Genomic DNA, 22,962 nt, shown 5'->3' with positions numbered 1-22,962 from the left:
GTTATTTGGCCTTCAACAAACTTCTTCCGCTTGTTCTTCCTTCTTCTTGGATTAAATCAATCTCTAAATTATCAGGACTCAAAATCTTACAAATTGTATAAGGAGTAGGTTTTTCATTAAAAAGCAACATTTTAGGCTCCGAAATCACAGGGTAATGATTTGCCTGTGCGGCATAAAAAGCAGGTTCAATTTCATCGTAAAGAAAACTGATATTGTCTATATGAGAGGAAAATTTTGATGAATCTCTATCTAAAACTTGTTCTCTAACCAAACCAAGTGCTTCAGGTTCAGATAAAACAATTTTTTGATTCCCCACTTTCAAAACAGTTGAACGGTCTTTTTTATCGACAACTTCTGCTCCTAAAACGTCTTGATAAAACTTAACATTCGTTTCTAAATTCTTAACAATCAACTGAATATGGTCTATATTAAATAAAGTTTTCACTTTTAAATTCGGACGTTCAACCAAAACAATAACATTATTGTCGAAGCCATACATGGCTACCGCATTTGTTTCTGGTTCATTGGGAAGTGTAAAGTCTTCAACAGCAAAGCCGTATCCCTGTTTTAAAAGTGATTTGACGGTTTTTCGAATATTTTTGGTGTTAATGGCTAACCAATGAACTCCATAAACTGGCAAAAACACTTTGGGGGATGAATTTTTCTTACTATTTGAATCTACTTTTGAAGTGTCAGAAATTGAAATATTTATCGTTGTTTCATGCGAACAAAAAGTGAGAATATCCAAAAATGTTAATGGATTGTCCGACTGTTCGATAATATGCTTCGCTTTAAAAAAAGTCGTAAAAAAATAGGAAGCATTTTTTTGGGACGAAGAATCACTAACAGTATAGTGAATATTATCAAGCATGATTGGCTTTTGAGCAAAATTGGGGAAAGTCAAAAACACAAATAATATTGAAATAATAAAGTTTATTTTCATCAGTTAGGGGAAACTTAAGGAGTTCAAGGGAATCCTTGCAATTTACCAAGTTTTCTAATCATCAAAAAGTAAACACGAGACAAGTAATCCTTTTTCATTGAAATATTCTCTAAATTGGAAGTAAATCAACTTATTTCAGCCGTTCTTGAACCCATAAACCATTCTACGAGTTAATAAAATAAGTCCGATAAGCAAACCAATAGATAATTTAGAATGTTTCAAAAAAATATTCAAACGCCAATATTAACCCAAAACTGGAAACAAAAATATTACCCGTGGATAATTTGTTTCTCGGGGTTACTTATTTTGATTGTTATCAACGGATTAACAACTACGTCTCTTTCCGTTTTTGACCATGCTTTTTTATCAGACTTTCACTGGACGAGAGAAGAGCTAAAACTTCGTGAATCCGTCACCAACAGTATTACACTCCTTTTTATTTTTATTTCTGGATTAATCATTGATAAAATTAGAGTCAAGAAAATGTTACTCTTTGGTACTTTCACTTTAGCATTTACCTTACTCGGTTACAGTTTTATCCAGAATAAATATCAAGCATACTTTGCTCATTTTTTTCTTGGAATTTCAATGATTACTTCAGGGTCAGTAGCTTGTATCATATTGGTTTCTACGTGGTTTAATGAAAAAAAGGGATTAGCCTTAGGTATCGTTTTGGTAGGAACAAGTTTAGGCAGTGCTATTTTTTCACCACTCAATACGTATCTTTTACATGAATATGGTTGGCGAGATGCCTTTAAAATATTATCCATATTTCCAGTTATTTTATTTTTCTATATTTTCTTTTTTGTCAAAAACTCTCCTTCTAATATTGGCATTTCTGCCTTAGGTAGTACGGTAAAAAATAGTCTTGATATAGATACCGATTTACTAAATCAAGGCATGAGTTATCAAGAAGCTTCAAAAACTCATTTATTCTGGTTAATTTGTATTTGTGGCTTTTGTACTTTTTACAGTTTAGTAGGCACTATTGCCAATACTTTTTTACACGTTATAGAAGCTGGTTATACAGAGCATAATGCCAGTTATTTTCTGACACTCTATTTTTTAGTGGCAGGAATGAGTAAATTAGTTATCTCTATTTTTTCAGATTATATCAACCCCTATCTGGTATTCACGATATGTTGTTTAATTATGATTTTGGGACTTTTAGGTTTTGGTTCTATGGATAAAAACTTAATTTTTCCATCTATTTTCCTGTTGGCTATGAGTTGGGGCGGTATTTATTCGCTTTATAACTTAATTGCAGTAAAGACTTTTGGCTTAAAAGAAGCAGGAAAAATAAACGGGACTATCAGTATGTTTGAAGGCGGTGGTGCTTTTTTAGGCCCTTTTTTAACGGCAAAAATCTATAATTTAGAGAATTCATACCAAGTGCCATTTTTGATAAATGCAAGTCTAATGATTTTTGTATTTTTCATATCTATTAAATTCAGAGCATACGTTAATAAAATCAATTCTTAGAATTTTATGCAATACAATTTCGACGAAGTAATCAACAGAAAAAATACTGATTCCTTTAAGTGGGATTTCTTTAATGACCCAGAAGATACCATTCCAATGCCCGTTGCGGATATGGATTTTAGAAGTGCAGAACCTATTTTGGAGGCTTTGAGAGAAGTTACTGAACATGGCGTTTTTGGCTATTCTATGGTACCTGAAGTATTAAAAGATGTTTTTCAAGAACGTTTACAAAGACTTTACGGTTGGAAAACTGAAAAAGATTGGCAAGTCTGGATTCCAGGATTAGTACCTGCGATAACGGCAAGTTGTAGAGCCATCGGTGAAATTGGGGAAGGAGTCATTACTTCCATTCCAGTTTATCATCCATTTCATTTAGCTCCCAATTATGTTGGTAAAAAGTTACAAACTTTTCCAATGAAAGAAATTGATAATCGTTGGACGTTTGATTTTGAGGCTCTCGAAAAAGCAATTACGCCTGATACTAAGCTATTTATGCTTTGTAATCCGTACAATCCAGCAGGAACGGTTTTTACCAAAGAAGAATTAGAAAAATTAGTTGATGTTTGCAAAAAACACGATATCGTGATTTGTTCGGACGAAATTCATTGCGATTTAATTTTGGATGAAAATAAAAAACATATTCCAATTGCCAGTTTGAGTGAAGAGGCAACCAATATGACCATTACATTATTAGCACCTTCCAAAACATTTAATATTGCAGGTTTGGGTTGTTCAGTAGCAATCATTCCAAACCCTGAGTTAAGAAAGAAATTTGAAGATGCTAAAAATGGTTTCTTCCCTCCACTTACTCGTCATTCATTGGTAGCCGCATTGGTTGCGTATCGTGATTGTGAAGATTGGCGTTTGCAATTGGTAGATTATTTAAAAGCAAATCACGACTTTTTATACCAAGAATTAAATGGTTACAAAGGTCTTAAAATGCTCCCACTCGAAGCCACTTATTTGGCTTGGATTGATGCAAGAGGAACAGGAATTGCCGATATTCAAGAGAAGATTTTAAAAGCTGGCGTGCGACTGATGAATGGAAATGTATTCATGGGTGAAGGCTTTTTGAGACTCAATTTTGCCTGTCCAAAATCAGTTTTAGAAGAAGCTGTAAAACGGATAAAAAGTATTTTATAAGATATTTTGAAAATCAAAAGGGTTGTCAATTTCATAATTGACAACCCTTTTTTAAGTTTGGCGAATAGCATTCGCCAAATTTTGAAATTAAATCTGGCGAATGCTATTCGCCACTACCAAAACTATTTACCATCCAAAACAATTGCTTGGATTTGTTCTTTCTTCACCAATTCATTAAATTCTGGCACTTTCTTATTTTTGATTTCATTGAATTTTGCTACAACTTTATCAATTTTCGTTGCCAAATCATTATAAACATCATAGTGTTGTTTGTTGGGTCTTGTAAATCCTCCTGATAGCACATAAGATGCCACGCCAGCCATTTTGTCATTCAATCTGATTGGATACGCCAAAACATCTTGTGGAGCTTTTGCTTTCGTTTGCATCAATGAACTTTCAATTACTTCCAACGAATCAATCATTGGTTGTGAAACCTTCTTCAATTTCGATACCAAAGCAGTATCCTTAATGGCTCCTAAATAACCACTAACCGACGATTTTATTTTACGAATTTGATTAATCGTTTTATGGCAATCGGTCACTTTTTGATTTACTTTTTGAACCAAGTCAAACTGAGCTTTGTAATCTTCGTCCGTTGCTTTTAGTCTTGGGTCTTTTTTGATTTCAAAAGTTTGTTCAGCAATTAAAGTTTTATCATCAATCAGACGAACTTTATACATTCCAGGCGTAGCAATTGCCCCTGCTCCACTCCCAGCCCACATCACGTTTGTACCATCCACCGCAACTACATCGGGATAACTAAAATCCCACACAAAATTATTCATTCCTACATTTGCCGATATTGTTCCTGCCTTTGGTTGTTTCAAATCTTCATAAAAATCCTTAGAAACTTTGAGAACTTCCCCTTTTTTATCTTTGATGTTTGAATAAGTGATGATTGTATCACCTTTCTCCGTCAAAAATTGAAGCTTTAATTCCTTGTTTGGCTTTGTTCCCAAATAATAGCGTACTTGCACGCCCAAAGGCACATTTTCACCAACTTCTGCATCTGGACGAGCAGGTCTTGCACCACCATTCATTAAATACGACGGACGTGGTTTGAACAAATGTTTTTCAGCTTTAACTTTTCCATCCATGATTTCATAAAGTGGCGTAATATCATCTAAAATCCAGAAAGAACGTCCATGCGTTGCAACGACCAAATCTTTTTCACGTTTATGCACTTGTAAATCACGAATCGGACTTTGTGGAAGGTTTAAGTTGAAAGGTTGCCAAGAATCACCATCATTGAACGAAACATAAATACCTCTTTCCGTTCCTGCATACAATAAACCTTTCATGTTCGGGTCTTCACGAACCACTCTGCAATATTCATCCACAGGAATACCATTGGTAATTTTCGTCCAAGTTTTTCCGTAATCCGAAGTCTTGAATAAATACGGTTGTCTGTCGCCAAACATATATTTATTGGCAGCTAAATACGCTTTTCCTTTGTCAAATTCAGATGGAGAAATTAAGCTAATTAATGAATAATCAGGCAATTGAGAGGTAGGTAAAGATACATTCAACCAATTTTTGCCCCCATCTTTTGAAATATGAATCAAACCATCATCTGAACCTGTCCAGAAATGCCCTTTTTCTAAAGGTGATTCTGCAAAGGTGAAAATTGTTCCATAAATCTCAGCACCCGTCATGTCTTTGGTAATTGGACCGCCTGTTTCTCCAAGTGTTTTGGGGTCATTTCTCGTCAAATCGGGTGAAATTGTTTCCCAACTTCTACCTCCATTTGTGGTTACGTGAACATAATTTGAAGTGATGTATAATTCTTGAGGATTATGCGGAGAAAAAACGATAGGATAAGTCCACTGAAAACGATATTTTTTAGTGATTGAAGGAGCTCCAATAGCTGATTCTGGCCAAATAGCCACATCTCTCATTTCCCCAGTTTCGGCATTATGTGACGACATTTGTCCATCGTATTCACCACCATAAGTAATTTTTGAATTTAATGGGTCAGCCGCAATATAACCCGCTTCCCCGCCTGCCACTGGATACCATGCTTTTGCATCAATACTATTTCCGTCCGTTCTTGAGGCAATTCTCACAGAAGAATTATCTTGTTGAGCTCCATAAACATTGTACGGAAAATCATTGTCTAATGAAACGTGATAAAATTGAGCTGTTGGCACATCAACGTCCGAGAATGTTGCACCGCCGTTGTAAGTTACCTCCGCTCCGCCATCATCGCCAATGATGAAATTATCAGGATTTTTAGGGTTTATCCAACAGTCGTGCGTGTCACCATGATGAACCGAAATTCTTTTGAAAGTCTTGCCTCCATCATTAGATTTCATGGCATTAACATTCAACACAATAAGACTATTTTCATTTTTCGGGTCAACTTCCAAATCCATATAATACCAACAACGTTGCCACAGGTTTTTGTCCTCATTAATCAAAGTCCAATGCTCACCACCATCGTCAGAACGGAAAAGTCCACCTTTCGCATTTTCAACCAAAGCAAACAAACGATTTGAGTTTGAACCAGCCACAGCAATTCCAATTTTACCCAATAATCCTTTGGGCATACCTGGTTTTTGACTCAAATTCTCCCAAGTATCTCCACCATCAATTGATTTATACAAACCGCAACTTTTTCCACCGCTACTCATAGAATATCCGTTACGATAGGCTTGCCACATTGAAGCGTAAATAATTCGTGGATTATTTGGGTCAATTCTTACCATTGCCGCACCTGTACTATCATTTTTTGAAAGAATTTGCTTCCATGATTTTCCACCATCAGTTGTTCTAAAAACCCCTCTTTCTGGATTGGGAGCGAATGGATTTCCAACTGAAGCCACATAAGCAATATCTGGATTGGTTGGATGTATTTCAATATTTCCAATGGCATCGGCTTTGGGTAAACCTACAAATTTCCATGTTTTTCCAGCATCGGTAGATTTATAAACTCCGTCACCATAAGAAATATTACTTCTCATATCGGCTTCACCCATACCTACATATAAAACGTTGGGGTCAGACGGAGCAACGGCAATTGCCCCAACCGAAGTAGAATGAAAAGTAGAATCTGAAATTGGAAACCAAGTTGCTCCACCATTAATGGTTTTCCAAACTCCACCACCAACTGCACCAAAATAATAAATTAAAGGTTGGTCGGCATGACCAGCAACCGCCAATGAACGTCCTGCACGATAAGGACCAATATTTCGCCAACGCAAAGCATTAAAAAGGCTGTCATTAACAACTTTTACAGGACTTGCCGTTGAAATAGTTTGTGAATTTTTCTTAGCTTTTTTTTGTGCAAAAGTAGTATATGCACATAGAGAGATTAGGCAAAATAGCCATATTCTGAGAGGTAATCGTTTGTTCATGATGAAAATGTTTTGATGAATTCATTCGTAATTTACGAATTAAAGACTTCTAAAAAAACATCTTTTCTGCTAAACGAAATGTATTACAATGGGCTTCAACAATATCCCTAATTTGTGGAGAATATCCTCCTCCCATCGACACTACGATTGGTAATTTATACTTAATTGCCTGCTCAAAAACAAATTCATCTCGGCGATAACAACCTTGCGTTGAAACGCTCAATTTTCCCAATTTATCAGTTGATAAAATATCAACTCCTGAAATAAAAAATAAGAAATCGGGCTTTTGAGTTTCAATTAATTGGGGTAAAGTAGCATATAATAAGGTCAGATATTCGTCGTCTTGTGTATAAGTTGGCAGTTCAATATCTAAATCGGATTTTTCTTTATGCAAAGGATAATTTTCCTTTCCGTGCATTGAAAAAGTGAAAACACGTGCTTCATTTTGGAAAATTTCAGCCGTGCCGTTTCCCTGATGAACATCTAAATCGACAACTAAAATTTTCTTGGCTAATTGATTATCTAACAAATAATTCGCAGCAATTCCTACGTCATTCAACAAACAAAACCCTTCTCCTCTATTGGTATAAGCATGATGTGTTCCGCCTGCCACGTTCAAAGAAATGCCATTATTTAGGGCAAAATGACAACAATCAATCGTTCCTTGAGCAATAATTATTTCACGTAAAACCAATTCTGCCGAAAGAGGAAAACCAATTTTACGAATCATCTTTGGGTCAATATTTAGATTTTTTAAGTCTTTCCAATAATCTTTGGAATGTGTTCTTAAAATCCATTTTTCATCAATTGGATGAGGGGCAAAAAAATCATCGGCATTGCAAGTTCCTTCATAAATGAGCTGTTCGGGGATTAGCTCATATTTTATCATCGGGAAACGATGTCCTTCGGGCAAAGGATGTTGGTAGATGGGCGAGTACGCTATTTTGAGCATATTTTTAGCGGCATATTGGTCTGAACTATCTTTTATTTTAACTTCCCGAAAGAAGAAATAACTTTCGGGAAGTTGCCAATTTATCTCTTAAACGTCTTCATGTGAGCAATTGTTTCGGTCGGATTCTCGGCATTGAAAACATAACTTCCTGCTACCAAAACATCAGCACCTGCTTCAATTAATTTTGGACCAGTTACATGATTTACACCTCCATCAATCTCGATTAAAGTATCTAAACCTTGTTCGTCAATCATTTTACGAAGTTTTTTAACCTTTGCATAAGTCATTTCTTCAAACTTCTGACCGCCAAATCCTGGGTTAATCGACATCAATAAAACCATGTAACAATCAGGTAAAATATCTTCCAAAACCGAAACAGGTGTTGATAAATTCAAAACAACCCCTGCTTTGCAACCAGCATCTTTTATTTGCTTTAAAGTACGGTGCAAATGAACCGTAGCTTCGTGGTGAACTGTAATAATATCCGCCCCAATTTTAGCAAATGTTTCAATGTATCTTTCAGGCTTTTCAATCATTAAATGTACGTCTAATGGCTTAGTAGCGTGCTTTTTAATGGCTTCGATAACTGGCATTCCATAAGAGATATTTGGCACAAAAAGACCGTCCATTACGTCAATATGAAACCAATCAGCTTGAGAATTATTGACCATTTCAATATCTCTTTGAAGATTCGCAAAGTCAGCGGCAAGCACTGATGGGGCAATTATAGTAGTATTCATTTGTACTTTTTGAAAAAATTAAAAAAATGTAACACAGACTTTAGTCTGTCAATCAATAAGGTAACAAACAGACTGAAGTCTGTCAATCAATAAGGTAACAAACAGACTGAAGTCTGTCAATCAATAAGGTAACAAACAGACTGAAGTCTGTCAATCAATAATGTAACAAACAGACTGAAGTCTGTCAATCAATAATATAACAAACAGACTGAAGTCTGTGTTACTTAATACCTAAAAGTATCACCTTTGAAATCAAAAATTTCTATTTTCTTACCGTCTTTTTTCTTCAAATAAACTTTGTCACGTTCATGAGCATCAACCATTTGAACAAACTCCGCATCCTTTGGTAAATATAAATTTACATACTGAGCATCCGCTACCGACTTTGTAATATTTTTGGTATAAACGTCTGATTTATAAACTTCTTTGCTGTAAGACGGATAAACTATGGTATCGCCCGTCTCATACATTCGTATTAAACTTTCAGCCACTTTCGGATATGGATTTTCTCCTCTTGCTTTATTTCGATAATTATATTTCAATGATTCATCATTCAAAACTTGTTGAATTGTTTGTGTTAGTGAAAACAAATGAATCACAAAAACCACCCAAATGGCATAATTCATAGGTTTGGATTTTACCCCTGCCTGAATTAAAGCTAAACTCACCAAAATAATTGAATAAGGAAATGAAAAGCCCGAATAACGTTGTGTTAAGCCAAAAGTATGTCCATTTTTGAAAGTAAAGAATATCAAAAATAGTGTCGGTAAAAAAGTCAAAATCAGTAAAAACCAATTTTGTTTTCTCTCAATTTCACCTTTTGTATTCCTCCAATATTCGGTCAGTAAATAAAATAGAAGTCCGCAATTGATAACTTCTAAATACGAAATACTTTGTTCCTTAAAAGCAAATATTACCGCCAAAACATATAAGGCTAAAATACCTTGTAACCATTTCAAATTCTTATTTTCACGATATTTCAGTAGAGCAAAAATGGAGAAAATTGAAATTATAAATGCTAAAAGCAAACTCTTTTTTCCAGCAATGGTACTTGTTAGACCATTACTACTGATAAATAAATCGGTAAAAATGGGTAGTGATTTCTTTGACACATTTTCAACGGTGGCGGGGTCGATATATCCTACATGAAGATTTGGAACTGCATGAGCCTCTTTATAGTAAATTTTGGCTTGATAGCTAAGTGTTTGAAAGGTATAATTTCCACCGCCAAATGTTATCCAATATCCAAAAACTGTTGCACCAATGGAAAGTGAAAGTGGCAATAATACCCACGCACGCATTTTTCTGACAAAAAGCAAAACATAAAGTCCATGAGCCATAAAAACGGTTGCGGTCAGGAAATGTGATAGTAAACACATAGCTGATAAAATTCCGTAGAATAAATACAAACCATTATTTTTAACCCCTTTTTCTTCATTTTTAATAATTTTCAGAAAAATATGAGTCGCTAAAAGTGTCAAGAAAAAACTTAAAGAATAATTGCGAATTTGTTGGCTATATGCAATAAAAAATGGCTCAATTGCCATTAAAAAGGAAGCTAATAAAGCTAAAGGAACATTATTGAAATGCTCTTTTATGAAGAAAAATAAGAGTAAAATCGTGGCACAACTAAATAAAACGGATAAAAAGCGAGCAGAAAAATCTGACAGTCCAAACATATTTATCCAATTATGAAGCACTACATAGTAAAACGGGCTATTGCCAATATCACTTCTACGAATACTATCATAATAATCATCGAGGTTTTTCTCAGCCCAAAATTCTTTTGGAGTAAAGGTATTTTTTCCTTCGGTATGGAAACAGTTTTTTTGAGAATTACCTTCCATTGCCATTCCTTGACTTATCAAAACGGAGGCTTTTTCATCAAAAAAAATACCATGTTTATCAAGATTATAAACTCTTAAACTAAAGGCAAGAATAACTATGAAGGTCAGAATGAGGTATGCGTAACGGGAAAGAGTCATTTGGTTTGGATTAAAACAAAAAACACGGAAGTAAATTCCGTGTTTTGAAATTCATCACAAAAATATGACTTATTCTTGCCCTAAGCAATAAAGAGAAACGTTTGATTATTTTTTTGACTAAAATAAATACCCGAGAGACAAGCCAATAGTTGTATTTCTGAAGCCATAAGGATTTGCAATATCACTACTTAAACGCCAAATATTAGCACTAAAATTATAACGACCTTCAATGAAAGCGTTATTCCCCAATTTAACACCCAAACCTAAAATACCACCCCACCCAAGGGCTTCTTCATTGTACACTTTATCGTTAACCGTTGGCAAATAAGAAGCATAAGGCCCAATTACTGTGTAAAGTCCTTCATCGCCCATATTAATTTTCAGCAATAATGGGATTTCAATGTAATTTGAAGTGATTTCTGAGGTATCAATTTTGAAACCTTTTTGCGAAAAAGCAATTTCAGGGCAAAGCGAAATATCTTCTGAGAGAGCAATATTCGCAAAAACTGCTCCTTCAAAGCCTACTAAAGTACCTTGTGGATTATAAATAATACTTCTTCCCCATTGAGTTCCCGCATGAGCTCCACCTCTAATTCCGAATCGAATATTTGATTGTGAAAAAGTAGTATGTGTTAAAGTAATTAGTAGTCCTACAATAAATACTTTGAATATTTGGGCAGTAAAGGTTTTTTCCATGATTTACAAAATTAGGGACGAGTTATCGTAAAATTAGTTTTATTTTGAGAAAATACTTCTCGTTATTTATTATTTGGCGGTAATTTAGCCAAAATTTATTTTTTGAATTATGAACCCACAAGAACAGATTAACCAACTGACAGACCAGTTAAATCACTATAGTTTTTTATATTATCAAACTTCAACTCCCGAAATTTCGGATTTTGAGTTTGATAAGCTTTTAGAAAAACTAAATGATTTGGAAAAAAATTATCCCGATTTTGTGCGTCAGGATTCTCCAACTCATCGAGTTGGTGGAACCATCTCGAAAGAATTTGAATCAGTTACGCATCGTTTCCCAATGCTTTCTTTGGGAAATACATATAATGCTCAAGAATTGGCGGATTTTGATGAAAGAGTTCGTAAAGGATTAAATGATGAACCTTACGAGTATATATGTGAATTAAAATTTGATGGCGTTGCTCTTTCTATGTGGTTTGAAAATGGTGTTCTAACTCGTGGTGTTACTCGTGGCGATGGAGTTAGAGGTGATGATATTACTGCAAATGTAAAAACAATACGAACATTACCGCTTAATATCACCGCAAAAAATATGCCAGTTAGCTTTGAAGTACGTGGTGAAGGCTTTATGCCCTTGACTTCTTTTGAAAACTTGAATAAAGAAAGAGAAGATATTGGCGAACAATTATTGGCAAATCCACGAAATGCGGCTTCAGGGACATTTAAAATGCAAGATTCTGCAGTGGTTGCCAAACGCAAAATGGATTGTTACATTTATCAGTTTTTATCAGAAAATGAGACTTTTACCACTCATGAGGAAAGTCTGATTGAAATGAAAAAATTAGGCTTCAATGTTTCTCCAACTTGGCAAAAATGCCATGACATTGAATCAGTTTTAGCATTTATCAATCATTGGGAAGCTGAAAGGCACAATCTGCCATTGAACACCGATGGAATTGTTATTAAATTAAATTCTTTTGCACAAAGAGAAATTTTAGGCTATACCGCAAAATCTCCCCGTTGGGCAATTGCTTACAAATACCCTTCAGAATCCGCCTCAACACTTTTAGAATCAGTCAGTTATCAGGTCGGCAGAACTGGAAATGTTACACCAGTAGCCAATTTAAAACCTGTACTTTTGGCAGGAACAACGGTAAAACGAGCAAGTATTCATAATGCCAACGAAATTGAACGCTTAGATTTATACTTGGGTGATTATGTTTTTGTAGAAAAAGGTGGAGAAATTATTCCGAAAATAACCAATGTTGATTTAAGTAAAAGAAAGGATAATCTTGAAAAAGTAATTTTTCCAGAAAATTGTCCCGAATGTGATTCGCCACTTGTCCGTAAAGAAGGTGAAGCCAATCATTATTGCCCGAATGAAAAAGGTTGTCCTCCACAAATTAAAGGCAAAATCGAGCATTTTATTCAACGAAAAGCCTTGAATATTGAAAACTTAGGAACGGAAACTATCGACTTGTTTTACAAAAGAGATTTAGTCCTGAATCCTGCCGATTTATACGATTTAAAACGTGAAGATTTAGGAGGTTTAGACGGTTTTAAGGAAAAATCAATTCAAAATATCTTGAAAGGTGTAGAAAAATCTAAAGAAATCCCTTTCAAACAGGTACTTTTTGGAATTGGAATTAGATTTGTTGGAGCAACAGTTGCAGAAAAATTAGCGAGCTATTTCAACAATATTGATGCACTCGCTAAAGCAACTCAAGAAGAATTATTACAAGTTCCAGAAATTGGGGAACGCATCGCACAAAGTGTGGTTGATTTCTTTCAAAATACTGATAATCAAGAATATATTGCACGACTAAAAGCGGCAGGATTAAAATTTACGCATGAAGCGGTTGAAATAGTTGTAGAGGGTGACACTTTAGCAGGAAAAACTTTCGTAATTTCGGGAACTTTTCAAAACTTTGAGCGTGACGATTTGAAAATCAAAATTGAAGCCAACGGAGGAAAAGTGCTTAGTGGCGTTTCTGGCAAACTAAATTACCTCGTAGCGGGTTCTGAAGCAGGACCTTCCAAATTAGAAAAAGCACAAAAATTAGGCGTTCAGATTATTTCAGAAGAGGAATTTATTTCGATGTTAGAGAGTAACTAATCACAATATGAAAACCACGGGATTATGCCAAAATAATCTCAGAATATAATTTAAAATTGACGGACAAAATCCGTTTTACATAATAATAATGAGACCAAAATTTCATGGCGTAGCTCCAGCCTTAGTAACTCCGATGTTAGCGGATGGGAGTATTGATTTCGACGGATTGAAAAATCTACTCAACCACGTAAGCGAAGGTGGCGTTGATTATTTAGTGGTTCAAGGAACAACAGGTGAGTCGGCAACGACAAGTAAGGCTGAGAAGAAAGCTATTTTGGACTTCATTAAAGCAAATAATCCTAAAAACTTACCAATTGTTTATGGTCTCGGTGGAAACAATACACCAGAGGTTATCGAATATATCAAAGAAACTGATTTTGATGGAATTGATGCCATTTTGTCGGTTTGTCCATATTATAATAAACCAGGTGCAAGAGGCGTAATAGCTCATTATACCGCTATTGCCGACGCTTGTCCAGTTCCCGTAATTATGTACAACATTCCTGGGCGTTCGGGTATCAATATGTCAGCAACAACGACTTTGACATTAGCTCAACACCCAAATATTATTGGTATAAAAGAAGCCTCATGTATTATTGAACAGGTGATGGAAATTTACAAAGACAAACCTGAAGACTTCCTAATAATTTCTGGTGATGATGTGCAAGCTGTGCCAATTATTGCTTTGGGTGGCGTTGGCGTGATGTCGGTTGTTGCCAATGCTATTCCGTCCAAATTCACGGAGATGATTCATGCGGCTTTGGACGGAGATTTCTCAACCGCCAGAACTACACTTGGAGATTTCTTGGCAATTGACCCACTTTTATATGAAGAAGGCAATCCCGTTGGTGTAAAGAAAATCATGGAAATAAAAGGACTTTGTGCTTCAGAGGTGAGATTGCCATTAATGAAAGCTTCAGACGAATTAGGTGAAAGAATGAAAGTAGTTTTGGCAAAAGATAACTTATAATTTAAAAACTCTTAAAAATATGTTTGTTCACGTTGTAAATTTTTGGTTAAAAAAAGACCTAACTGATGCTCAGCATCAGCAATTTGTTGACGGTGTAAAATCGCTTGGTGCAATTGAATCATTAGTAACTTTTAATGTTGGAAAACCTGCTGATACCGATAGACCTATCATTGAACGTAGTTATGATTATTGTGAATTAACAATTTTTAACGATGTTGCGGGACATGACTTATACCAAGACCACCCGATTCACGTTAAATTTGTGGAAGAATGTAACCACCTTTGGGAAAGGGTATTAATTTATGATTCAGAAACAGTTTAGCGTATCGAGTATGAAAACATTGAGTTTATTTTTGGGAGGATGTTTGTTATTGAGCAGTTCAATGATGAGTTGTAAATCTAATAAAAATTTACAAACAACCTCTTATTATCAGCCAAATTATCAAACTGGCGGACATGACCAAAAGACAGGTTTAGGTTTTCAAATTCCAGATAAATATCCAATCGAAATTCTTATTGGAAACGAGCAACCACAAACTTCAGTGCAGGAAATTGAGAAGTTATCTATTTCAGATGAATCTCCAATTCAGCCAAACCAAGTTTATAAAGGAACAATGTTGAATCGTGGAAATGACCAACAGCAGAAAAAAGCCTTATTAGATAGAATGGTAGCTCAGGCTCAAGATTTGGGAGCAAGTGGTTTAATGAATGTTAATTACAAAGTGTTTTCAACGGCCAAAACCACAGGTTATATTTTGTCAGGCACAGCTTTTAGATATGTTTTGAAGTAATGCTATAATTTACTAACAAAAAAGCTCTCAATTTGATTGAGAGCTTTTTTGTTTCGGAACTATCTACAATTTGTCGCAGAATAAAATTAGCCCACAGATTGTACTGATTCAACGGATTTACACGGATAAATTTAAAGAAAAATCAGTGTAAATCTGTTTTATCTGTTCTATCAGTGGTCTAATTTTGTCTTGCGACAAATAGTAGATAATTCCGTTTTGTTTTTATATGAACTGTTAGCAATTAATTACCAACCACAAAAACAGCATTACCAAAAAGTAATTTACCATTTTGCCAGAAACCTCTGAAAACGGGGTCATTTGCTAAATAAACAATTTGTCCTCTGCCTAAATCCTGCGTGCCAAACACTAAAGAATTTTTCAATTTTTCTTGTGCAGTTGAACCCGCAAAACCTGCTAATAAAGATTTCTCTTTAATCACACCTACGTTCCAACCTCCACTAAGGTATTGATAATCAGAAGATTCTAACACTAAACTAAAATAGTTTTTCTCATATCCAAATGCTAACGGATGTGTTGTATCCATCACGACACGATAAATACTTCCTGGAGTTTCTTGGGAAATTGATTCTCTCTCGGCATTACCAAAAATCTTTAATTTCTCTGCGTCAGTCTCTTTTTTCTTCTCCTCTTCTTTATGTTTTAATTCAAAGCCATCCTTTCCTGCCAAAGCATTTAAAGCTCCTTGAACAGCTACTAAACGCCCACCTGCACGTACCCAATCTTTAATTTTACTCAAGGTTTTATCGTCTAAAATTTTACCATAATTCCCATCTGCTAAAATCAATACATCAAATTTTGACAAATCGGTAGTTCCAAAATAGCTTTCTCCTAAAACAGTTGAAGGGTATTCAATTTGCTTGTCAAAGAAATGCCAAGTAGCCCCAAAAGCAGTTGGCGATACGCCATCACCCGATAAAATAGCCACTTTAGGTGGTTTCAGGTAACTAACATAGTCTGAACCAAAATCAGAGCCTTTGGTCATCATGCCCGTAGAAACTGAGAATAAATTTACTTGTAAACGGTCTGCCTCTTCTTTAACGATTTTATCGAATTGGTCGCCTAATTTTTCATTTCCAGTACGAGTAATAACTAATGTTCCTTCGTTAAAAGATTGATTTTCAACTTCAAAGGATTTTGCTGCTGAACGAACTTTAATCCCTTTTTTCAATAATGAAGCTAATAATTTCAATTCGCTAAATGCTTGCCATTTTACTAAATAAGCATAAGGCTTTTCGGCTTTGGCAGATGCAATTGTGAACGTTGGCTTTCCAGCAGGATTAATTCTATCTTTCACCGCAAAAGTATTCAAACCATAAGCGTAAGGGAGCGACCACGAGGTAATATCATACGTTAGAGAATCCTCAACCATCGTTTTGGGTTCTAATAAAATCTTCAAAAATGTTGAACGTGGTTGGTACAAATTAATCACAATGTCTTCAGCATCAACATTAAAAGTAGCATTTTTATCATCTTGGTAACTATAACCAGAAGCCATCATTGCTTTGCCTGCGGTTCCGTATTGGAAATTTTCACGATCTAAAAACGTCAAAAATTCACGTACACGACTTTCGTTTCCTTTTGTTTTGATGACATACGATTTATACTGACCTACTGGAAATTTTTGGGTATTATCAAAAAACTTGATGAATTCTGTAACCGTTTTGTCTGCATTACTCGAAATGGCCTCCATACAAGCAAAAGACGTACTAAAATGGTGGTCAATTCTTTGTTTTAGCGTCAAAGTATCACCGTCTCTTTTGGTAATTCCCAAACCTGCACGCCCCGAACCACCTTGTTCGTAAGTCATACCAAAAGCTCCATTGTAAGTTGGATAAGTATCACCGTAAGATGGATAAAGTAAATCAAAACGCTCTTTTGAGAAATACAACCAACTATTTTTATCAAAATCTCTTTTATTATAATCTCCCAAAATCTTTTGGAATTCTCTTTGCCAAGGCGTAATATCTTCGTGATAAGGTTTGGCAGATGGTGAGAAATAATACGGATTTTCTACTCCTTGCTCATGGAAATCAGCATGAAGATGTGGCATCCATTGACGATACAAAACCATTCGCTCTTGTGTCTCCTTTTGTACTTGCCAAGCCCAATCACGATTCAAATCGAACAAATAATGATTAAATCTTCCTCCAGGCCAAGGTTCATTGTGTTCAATAGCCGACGGAGTTGGATTATACGTTCCTCCCACTTTCTGATTATAAAAATTTACATAACGGTCATATCCATCAGGATTAATGCACGGGTCGAGCATCACCACTGTATTGGCAAGAATATTCTTGGAACGAGCATTTGACGGATTTAATAATTCATAAATCGTAAAGGGAGCTGTGTTTGAACTACAAGATTCATTTCCGTGAACATTATAACTCAACCACGCAATAGCAGGTTGCTTTTTGGTTGGTTTACCTTCCATCAAACCAATTGATTTTAAATTATTGGTTCTGATTTCTTCTAATTGACTAAAATTTTCAGGCGATGCAATGATTGCAACCATCAAAGGGCGACCTTCATTCGTTGAGCCGTATTTGACAATTTTTACCTGCGATGGATGCTTACTGGCAATATATTCGTAATAACTAACCACTTGATGATGACGTAAAAAACGGTCACCTTTTTTAAAATTTAAAAATTCTTCTGGAGTTTGTACGCCAGTTTGGGCAATTAAATTGCTCGATAGAGATAACAAAGTCAGAAGAAAAGATAAAAAAAACAGTTTTGTTTTGGCATTATTTTGCATGATAAATTGGTTATTGTGTTTGTTGAAGATGGTATATTGACTTTTGTACGGAATTCAAAATATTATAACCGTTTGATGTATGGTGTGTGAACAAACATGGATTTTTGATTACTTTTTGGGAACAGGGTCATAACCATGCCCGCCCCAAGGATGACAAGTGGATACACGTTTCATACCCATACGGAAGCCCTTCCAGAATCCCCAAACCTGAATTGCTTCAATCATATATTGAGAACAAGTAGGTGTGTATCTACATGAGTTGGGAAAATATGGAGAAACGATGGCTTGGTAAATTCTGAAAATCGAAATAAATATTTTTGACATATTACTCCTTTTTACGTCGAGGAAAGTTAAAGAAAAACGAGGTAATCATCGGCACAACAAAAATACCAACCGTGATTAGAGAAATGTACATATCAGCGGTTTCACTTTCAAGGAATTTACAAAGAAAATTGTCGTCATAAAAATGACAAAATGCTGATGACGAAAGTTTAACACCCAACACACCAATTACTAAAAAAGCAGCCGTTTCTAAAAATGGATAACGTTCCATTAATTTAACGAAGCCTTGAGCCACAAAACGCATTGCCAAAATACCAATAAAAACCCCAATACAAATGATATATAAATTGTCAGTAAAGGCTACTGCGGCGAATACATTATCTATCGAAAAAGCCAAATCCATCACTTCTACTAATGCAACAGTTGCCCAAAAAGGTCCAAATGCTCCAATCGTTTTTTTGTAAAACCAATTTGTCTTTTTATCAAGGGTATCGTCTTCATGCTGAGGGGTACTTTCGCCTTTAAAATAGTCATAACAAAGGTATAAAAGGTAAAATCCTCCGATGGGTTTCAACCACCAAATTTTCACTAACATTGAGGCAAAAATCAAACTCAAACCTCTAAAAAAATAAGCTCCAAAAATACCATACTTTAACGCTTTTTTTCTTTCTTCTTTCGATAAATCCATGACCATAGTTGCCAAAACAGCCGCATTATCTACCGAAAGTAGGCTTTCAATCAAAATTAAATTGCCAATAATTAAAGCCGCAGCCCCTAAGTCCTCCCCAAAAATTTGATGCAAAAAATCCATATTTAGAATTAAACGTTAAAAAATGTACCTACGAAGATAATAAAGGATGACTACATTATCAGACCCTGTGATTTTAAAATGATATGATATAATGAAATTTTAATATTTTCTCTAAAAATTTTGAGTATAAGCAGTTTTTTGTTCTCTTTGTCAATAAAATCATAAATCTCCATGAAAAGATATTGTTTGACTCTCGACCTAAAAGACAACCCGCAATTAATCTCCGAATACGAAGCTTATCATCAAAACGTCTGGGCTGAAATCCAAAAAAGTATTACGGATTCAGGTATTATTTCTATGCAAATTTATCGTTTACATACTCGAATGATGATGATTATGGAAACAGAGGACAGTTTTAGCTTTGAAAAAAAGGGTCAAATGGATGCTTCAAATCCGAAAGTTCAAGAATGGGAAAATCTCATGTGGAAATATCAACAAGCATTACCCTTTGCCAAAGAAGGCGAAAAATGGATGCTTATGGATAAGATTTTTGAAATATAATCAATTTAAAGCTAAAAGATAACGATAATATATGTTTTCATTAAAAGGTAAATCCGTAATTATTACGGGCGGAGGCTCAGGAATCGGTAGAGCAATTTCATTATTATTTGCAAAACAAGGTGCAATTGTCAACATCATTGAACTTAATGAAGTTGCCGCTGATGAAACCGTTTCCCAAATTATACAAGAAGGTGGTCAAGCAAAATCTTATGCTTGCAATATTGTAAATCAGGGTAAAGTATTAGAAGTATTTCAGCAAATTGGGAAAGTAGATATTTTAGTCAACAATGCAGGAATTGCACACGTAGGAAATATTGAAAATACTTCCGAGGAAGATTTCGACCGCATTTATCAAGTAAATGTAAAAGGTGCTTACAACTGCCTTTTCGTGGCAATCCCAATGATGAAAGAACAAGGCAGTGGCGTTATTTTAAATATGGCTTCAGTAGCATCGAGCGTTGGAATTTCCGACCGTTTTGCCTACTCAATGTCCAAAGGAGCAATTTTAACCATGACTTTATCCGTTGCGAAAGACTACCTAAAAAGTAACATTCGTTGCAATTGTATTTCACCTGCACGTGTACATACCCCTTTTGTGGATGGATTTTTAGCAAAAAACTATCCCGAAAATATTGACGAAATGTTTGATAAACTATCAGCTTCTCAGCCAATTGGACGCATGGGAAAACCCGAAGAAGTGGCACATTTAGCATTATATTTATGCTCGGATGAAGCAGGTTTTGTCACAGGTTGCGACTATCCGATTGATGGAGGATTTACTCGCTTGAATAATTAGTAACACAGACTTCAGTCTGTAAAAATACCACAGACCCCAGTCTGTAAAAGTAACACAGACTTAAAGTCTGTGAAAATTTCAATACAGACTTAAGTCTGTGTTACAATCAAACACATAATCTCAGAACAATGAAAAGACTATTAATTATCACGTCACTGTTTTTTGCAATGACTTCATTTATTCAGGATAAACCCAAAAAGATTGTATTCTTTGGTGATTCTATTACACAAGCAGGTGTACAACCCAAAGGATATATCACTCAGTTTGGTCAAATGCTTGAACAAAAAGGCTTAAAAGATAAATATGAATTAGTTGGAGCAGGAATTGGCGGCAATAAAATTTACGATTTGTACTTACGTTTAGAAGATGACGTTTTGAGCAAAAAACCTGACATCGTTTTTGTTTATGTTGGCGTAAACGATGTTTGGCATAAAGCAACGTCTGGTACAGGCACTGATGCTGACAAATTTGAGAAATTTTATCAAGCATTAATCAATAAAATAAAAGCCAATAACATCACGCTAATTTTGTGTACGCCTGCTGCCATTGGTGAAAAAAATGATGCCAGCAATCAGCAAGATGGCGACTTAAACCAATATAGCAAAATTATCCGAAATTTAGCCTCTAAAAACAACCTTGCTTTATGTGATTTAAGAAAAGAATTTCAAGATTATAACGTAAAAAACAACCCTGAAAATAAAGAAAAAGGGATTTTAACAACTGATAGAGTTCATTTGAACGATTTAGGAAATCAGTTTGTTGCCGAAAAAATGTTACCTTTAATTATCAAATAATATTAAAAAAATCAGATGAAATTATTTAGATTTGGAGCAATTGGAGAAGAAAAACCAGGTATTTGCATCGACGAAAAGATGTATGACGTTTCTTCTTATGTGCAAGATTACAATGAAACTTTTTTTGAAAAAGACGGACTTTCAGCACTCACGGAAACGTTGAAAGATGATAAAATTACTTTAACCGAAATTCCATCGGGTGTACGTATTGCGTCATGCGTGGCTCGTCCTTCAAAAATTGTTTGTATTGGGCTAAACTTTGCAGACCACGCTCGTGAAACTGGGGCAGAAATTCCAAAAGAACCTATTATTTTCTTTAAATCAACTACTGCATTATCGGGGCCAAATGACAATGTTATCATTCCAAAAAATTCAGTAAAAACGGATTGGGAAGTTGAATTAGCTTTTGTAATTAGTAAAAAAGCTCAGTACGTTGAGGAAGAAAATGCGATGGATTATGTGGCTGGATATTGCTTACATAATGACCTTTCGGAGAGAGAATTTCAATTGGAACGTGGTGGAAACTGGAGTAAAGGAAAAGGTTGCGACACGTTTGCACCTCTTGGACCATTTTTAGTTACTAAAGATGAAATTGAAAATGTTAATAATTTAAAAATGTGGCTTAATGTAAACGATAAGCAGTTTCAAATTAGTAATACCGACCAATTAATTTTCAAAATTCCAACGTTGGTTTCTTATTTAAGTCACTTTATGACGCTTCTTCCAGGTGATGTTATCTCCACAGGAACACCTCACGGAGTAGGTTTGGGATTCAAACCACCGATTTATTTAAAAGAAGGTGATGTAATGGAATTGGGTATTGACGGACTTGGAACTCAAAAACAAAAAGCGGTAAATTATAGCAAGTAACACAGACTTTAGTCTGTAAAAGTAACACACACTTCAGTCTGTAAAAGTAACACACACTGAACTCTCTATTTTTTATTACAGACTAAAGTCTGTGTTACTATAATTCCTAAAATATGACAATAGACTCGCATCAACATTTTTGGAAATACAATGCACAAACGCAGGATTGGATAAATGAGGAAATGAGCGTGATTCAGCGTGATTTTTTACCTGCTGATTTAGAACCAATCTTGAAACAAAACAATATTGAAGGCTGTGTGGCAGTTCAAGCCGACCAAAGTGAAGTTGAAACTGATTTTTTATTAGCATTAGCCGAAAAAAATAACTTCATTAAAGGTGTTGTAGGATGGGTTGATTTATTAGCAGACGATGTTTATGAACGTTTGGAACATTATTCTGAATTCGGAATAATTAAAGGCTTCAGACACATTGTTCAAGGCGAAAGTGATTCCGAATTTATGTTAAGACCAAAATTCAAGAATGGAATTACAGAATTGGGAGTTTATGATTTCACGTATGATATTTTGATTTATCATTTTCAATTGGAACAGGCTCTGAATTTAGTTAAGTTATTTCCTGACCAAAAATTTGTAGTTGACCATATTGCCAAACCTGACATAAAATCGGGTGAATATGCTGCATGGCAAACAAATATTAAGAAATTAGCTCTTCATCAAAATGTATATTGCAAAATTTCAGGCATGGTGACAGAGGGAGAATGGAAAGATTGGAAAACGTCCGATTTCAAAATTTATTTGGATACCGTTGTGAAAGCCTTTGGTACAGACAGATTAATGTACGGTTCTGATTGGCCCGTTTGCTTAGTAGCTGGTACTTATGAACAACAATTGAATATTGTCCAAGAATATTTTTCGTCTTTTACAACGTTGGAAAAAAAGAAAATTATGGGTGCAAATGCCGTAAAATTTTATCAATTATAAGGACATAAACCTTACCT

The 22,962-nt window shown here is 35.1% G+C and carries 20 protein-coding genes; 11 read left to right on the top strand and 9 right to left on the bottom strand.

Annotation, left to right across the window (positions count from 1 at the left end):
* Nucleotide 1: 1 nt before the first annotated feature.
* Nucleotides 2-943, bottom strand: coding sequence for a VOC family protein (locus VB796_RS22015; RefSeq protein ID WP_323348752.1), 942 nt, complete (start codon nt 941-943; stop codon nt 2-4).
* Between the two features lie 213 nt (nt 944-1,156).
* On the opposite strand from VB796_RS22015, the gene VB796_RS22010 reads away from it, so the two are divergent.
* Nucleotides 1,157-2,425, top strand: a complete 1,269-nt coding sequence (locus VB796_RS22010; protein ID WP_323348751.1) for an MFS transporter — start codon at nt 1,157-1,159, stop codon at nt 2,423-2,425.
* Nucleotides 2,426-2,431: 6 nt separating this feature from the next.
* On the top strand, nt 2,432-3,568 hold the full coding sequence (locus VB796_RS22005) for a PatB family C-S lyase (protein WP_323348750.1): 1,137 nt from the start codon (nt 2,432-2,434) through the stop codon (nt 3,566-3,568).
* Between the two features lie 122 nt (nt 3,569-3,690).
* Here VB796_RS22005 and VB796_RS22000 read toward each other — a convergent pair whose 3' ends face one another.
* The 5 genes from VB796_RS22000 to VB796_RS21980 all read right to left on the bottom strand — a co-directional run bounded on the left by VB796_RS22000 (nt 3,691) and on the right by VB796_RS21980 (nt 11,297).
* A complete protein-coding gene (locus VB796_RS22000; RefSeq protein ID WP_323348749.1) occupies nt 3,691-6,924 on the bottom strand; it encodes a WD40/YVTN/BNR-like repeat-containing protein in 3,234 nt (1,077 codons plus the stop codon).
* A gap of 49 nt (nt 6,925-6,973) precedes the next feature.
* Nucleotides 6,974-7,876 carry a histone deacetylase gene (locus VB796_RS21995; protein WP_323348748.1) on the bottom strand — a complete coding sequence of 301 codons (903 nt, stop codon included), beginning with the start codon at nt 7,874-7,876 and terminating at the stop codon, nt 6,974-6,976.
* Nucleotides 7,877-7,956: 80 nt separating this feature from the next.
* Nucleotides 7,957-8,616 carry a ribulose-phosphate 3-epimerase gene (gene rpe / locus VB796_RS21990; RefSeq protein ID WP_323348747.1) on the bottom strand — a complete coding sequence of 220 codons (660 nt, stop codon included), beginning with the start codon at nt 8,614-8,616 and terminating at the stop codon, nt 7,957-7,959.
* A 224-nt stretch (nt 8,617-8,840) separates the two neighbouring features.
* Nucleotides 8,841-10,601 carry a glycosyltransferase family 39 protein gene (locus VB796_RS21985; RefSeq protein WP_323348746.1) on the bottom strand — a complete coding sequence of 587 codons (1,761 nt, stop codon included), beginning with the start codon at nt 10,599-10,601 and terminating at the stop codon, nt 8,841-8,843.
* A 117-nt stretch (nt 10,602-10,718) separates the two neighbouring features.
* Nucleotides 10,719-11,297 carry an outer membrane beta-barrel protein gene (locus VB796_RS21980; protein WP_323348745.1) on the bottom strand — a complete coding sequence of 193 codons (579 nt, stop codon included), beginning with the start codon at nt 11,295-11,297 and terminating at the stop codon, nt 10,719-10,721.
* Between the two features lie 109 nt (nt 11,298-11,406).
* Between VB796_RS21980 and ligA the strand changes: the two genes are divergently transcribed.
* From ligA to VB796_RS21960, 4 genes are all read left to right on the top strand, one after another.
* Entirely contained in the window at nt 11,407-13,413 is a 2,007-nt protein-coding gene (ligA, locus tag VB796_RS21975) for an NAD-dependent DNA ligase LigA (RefSeq protein ID WP_323348744.1), read from the top strand.
* A gap of 88 nt (nt 13,414-13,501) precedes the next feature.
* Entirely contained in the window at nt 13,502-14,383 is an 882-nt protein-coding gene (dapA, locus tag VB796_RS21970) for a 4-hydroxy-tetrahydrodipicolinate synthase (RefSeq protein ID WP_323348743.1), read from the top strand.
* Nucleotides 14,384-14,402: 19 nt separating this feature from the next.
* On the top strand, nt 14,403-14,705 hold the full coding sequence (locus tag VB796_RS21965; RefSeq protein WP_323348742.1) for a Dabb family protein: 303 nt from the start codon (nt 14,403-14,405) through the stop codon (nt 14,703-14,705).
* On the top strand, nt 14,686-15,174 hold the full coding sequence (locus VB796_RS21960) for a hypothetical protein (RefSeq protein WP_323348741.1): 489 nt from the start codon (nt 14,686-14,688) through the stop codon (nt 15,172-15,174). The genes VB796_RS21965 and VB796_RS21960 overlap by 20 nt, the downstream gene beginning before the upstream one ends.
* Nucleotides 15,175-15,415: 241 nt before the next feature.
* On the opposite strand, the gene VB796_RS21955 is transcribed toward VB796_RS21960, so the two are convergent.
* From VB796_RS21955 to VB796_RS21945, 3 genes are all read right to left on the bottom strand, one after another.
* Complete coding sequence (locus tag VB796_RS21955) at nt 15,416-17,950, bottom strand: M14 family metallopeptidase (RefSeq protein WP_323348740.1); 2,535 nt, start codon at nt 17,948-17,950, stop codon at nt 15,416-15,418.
* Nucleotides 17,951-18,058: 108 nt separating this feature from the next.
* The gene (gene yidD, locus VB796_RS21950) at nt 18,059-18,274 is read right to left on the bottom strand and encodes a membrane protein insertion efficiency factor YidD (RefSeq protein WP_323348739.1); all 216 of its coding nucleotides are present in this window, start codon (nt 18,272-18,274) and stop codon (nt 18,059-18,061) included.
* 1 nt (nt 18,275) lies between these two features.
* Nucleotides 18,276-19,043: a TerC family protein gene (locus VB796_RS21945; RefSeq protein WP_323348738.1), complete on the bottom strand. Its 768-nt coding sequence runs from the start codon at nt 19,041-19,043 to the stop codon at nt 18,276-18,278.
* A 171-nt stretch (nt 19,044-19,214) separates the two neighbouring features.
* Here VB796_RS21945 and VB796_RS21940 point away from each other — a divergent pair, with 171 nt between their 5' ends.
* From VB796_RS21940 to VB796_RS21920, 5 genes are all read left to right on the top strand, one after another.
* Nucleotides 19,215-19,544: an L-rhamnose mutarotase gene (locus VB796_RS21940; RefSeq protein WP_323348737.1), complete on the top strand. Its 330-nt coding sequence runs from the start codon at nt 19,215-19,217 to the stop codon at nt 19,542-19,544.
* A gap of 31 nt (nt 19,545-19,575) precedes the next feature.
* Nucleotides 19,576-20,340: an SDR family oxidoreductase gene (locus VB796_RS21935; RefSeq protein ID WP_323348736.1), complete on the top strand. Its 765-nt coding sequence runs from the start codon at nt 19,576-19,578 to the stop codon at nt 20,338-20,340.
* Nucleotides 20,341-20,468: 128 nt separating this feature from the next.
* Complete coding sequence (locus VB796_RS21930; protein ID WP_323348735.1) at nt 20,469-21,134, top strand: SGNH/GDSL hydrolase family protein; 666 nt, start codon at nt 20,469-20,471, stop codon at nt 21,132-21,134.
* A 15-nt stretch (nt 21,135-21,149) separates the two neighbouring features.
* Entirely contained in the window at nt 21,150-22,004 is an 855-nt protein-coding gene (locus tag VB796_RS21925) for a fumarylacetoacetate hydrolase family protein (RefSeq protein ID WP_323348734.1), read from the top strand.
* 113 nt (nt 22,005-22,117) lie between these two features.
* Nucleotides 22,118-22,945 carry an amidohydrolase family protein gene (locus VB796_RS21920; protein ID WP_323348733.1) on the top strand — a complete coding sequence of 276 codons (828 nt, stop codon included), beginning with the start codon at nt 22,118-22,120 and terminating at the stop codon, nt 22,943-22,945.
* Nucleotides 22,946-22,962 lie beyond the last annotated feature (17 nt).

The organism is Arcicella sp. LKC2W (assembly GCF_034931005.1).
Lineage (GTDB): Bacteria > Bacteroidota > Bacteroidia > Cytophagales > Spirosomataceae > Arcicella.
Note: the sequence above shows the minus strand (reverse complement) of the source record. Positions and strands in the feature narration are given on the sequence as shown.

Coding starts and splice junctions, on each gene's coding strand:
- VB796_RS21985 (WP_323348746.1), bottom strand. CDS start 10,601: ATGACTCTTTCCCGTTACGCATACCTCATTCTGACCTTCATAGTTATT.
- VB796_RS21940 (WP_323348737.1), top strand. CDS start 19,215: ATGAAAAGATATTGTTTGACTCTCGACCTAAAAGACAACCCGCAATTA.
- VB796_RS21920 (WP_323348733.1), top strand. CDS start 22,118: ATGACAATAGACTCGCATCAACATTTTTGGAAATACAATGCACAAACG.
- VB796_RS21965 (WP_323348742.1), top strand. CDS start 14,403: ATGTTTGTTCACGTTGTAAATTTTTGGTTAAAAAAAGACCTAACTGAT.
- VB796_RS22015 (WP_323348752.1), bottom strand. CDS start 943: ATGAAAATAAACTTTATTATTTCAATATTATTTGTGTTTTTGACTTTC.
- VB796_RS21980 (WP_323348745.1), bottom strand. CDS start 11,297: ATGGAAAAAACCTTTACTGCCCAAATATTCAAAGTATTTATTGTAGGA.
- VB796_RS22000 (WP_323348749.1), bottom strand. CDS start 6,924: ATGAACAAACGATTACCTCTCAGAATATGGCTATTTTGCCTAATCTCT.
- dapA (WP_323348743.1), top strand. CDS start 13,502: ATGAGACCAAAATTTCATGGCGTAGCTCCAGCCTTAGTAACTCCGATG.
- VB796_RS21945 (WP_323348738.1), bottom strand. CDS start 19,043: ATGGATTTTTTGCATCAAATTTTTGGGGAGGACTTAGGGGCTGCGGCT.
- VB796_RS22010 (WP_323348751.1), top strand. CDS start 1,157: ATGTTTCAAAAAAATATTCAAACGCCAATATTAACCCAAAACTGGAAA.
- VB796_RS21925 (WP_323348734.1), top strand. CDS start 21,150: ATGAAATTATTTAGATTTGGAGCAATTGGAGAAGAAAAACCAGGTATT.
- VB796_RS21995 (WP_323348748.1), bottom strand. CDS start 7,876: ATGCTCAAAATAGCGTACTCGCCCATCTACCAACATCCTTTGCCCGAA.
- VB796_RS21935 (WP_323348736.1), top strand. CDS start 19,576: ATGTTTTCATTAAAAGGTAAATCCGTAATTATTACGGGCGGAGGCTCA.
- VB796_RS22005 (WP_323348750.1), top strand. CDS start 2,432: ATGCAATACAATTTCGACGAAGTAATCAACAGAAAAAATACTGATTCC.
- VB796_RS21930 (WP_323348735.1), top strand. CDS start 20,469: ATGAAAAGACTATTAATTATCACGTCACTGTTTTTTGCAATGACTTCA.
- VB796_RS21955 (WP_323348740.1), bottom strand. CDS start 17,950: ATGCAAAATAATGCCAAAACAAAACTGTTTTTTTTATCTTTTCTTCTG.
- VB796_RS21960 (WP_323348741.1), top strand. CDS start 14,686: ATGATTCAGAAACAGTTTAGCGTATCGAGTATGAAAACATTGAGTTTA.
- yidD (WP_323348739.1), bottom strand. CDS start 18,274: ATGTCAAAAATATTTATTTCGATTTTCAGAATTTACCAAGCCATCGTT.
- ligA (WP_323348744.1), top strand. CDS start 11,407: ATGAACCCACAAGAACAGATTAACCAACTGACAGACCAGTTAAATCAC.
- rpe (WP_323348747.1), bottom strand. CDS start 8,616: ATGAATACTACTATAATTGCCCCATCAGTGCTTGCCGCTGACTTTGCG.